This window comes from Alicyclobacillus suci (assembly GCF_017329615.1).
GTDB classification, from domain to species: domain Bacteria; phylum Bacillota; class Bacilli; order Alicyclobacillales; family Alicyclobacillaceae; genus Alicyclobacillus; species Alicyclobacillus suci.
In genome coordinates this window covers 1-339 of the sequence record NZ_JAFMTW010000190.1, presented here as the reverse complement: position 1 = coordinate 339, position 339 = coordinate 1, and the positions used below count along the sequence as shown (strand labels likewise).

1 protein-coding gene is annotated in these 339 nt (G+C 51.6%); it reads left to right on the top strand.

Annotation, left to right across the window (positions count from 1 at the left end; translation table 11 throughout):
• Nucleotides 1–339 (top strand): hypothetical protein (locus J3482_RS20365; protein WP_206923112.1); only part of this gene is annotated, 339 nt, incomplete at both ends.

Here is a 339-nt window from a genome sequence, read left to right as displayed (position 1 = left end):
GATGCTGTGTTGCTTGTCACCCCCGAGCCGGTCACCGCCACTCCAGACAGTTTCAATGACCGGGCAGGACCCATTACTGTGACACTCGGCAATGCCACGTTTAAGACATGCGGTTGTGCTGGTCAGTGGATTACTGAAGTGAGCGCGGCAGCAGTCAAGAAAGGGCTTATTTCCAGTAGCATTCATGTCACTAAAGGAGGATATTTGCCGTATGACAACAACTCGAAAGACACTCACACTAAAGGCGGAACGCTCGATTTGCGTATGCGGTCGTACAATCAAGCGCTAGACTTGTTTATGCGCGAAGCGGGTTGTGCGGGTTGGTATCGTGACCAAACA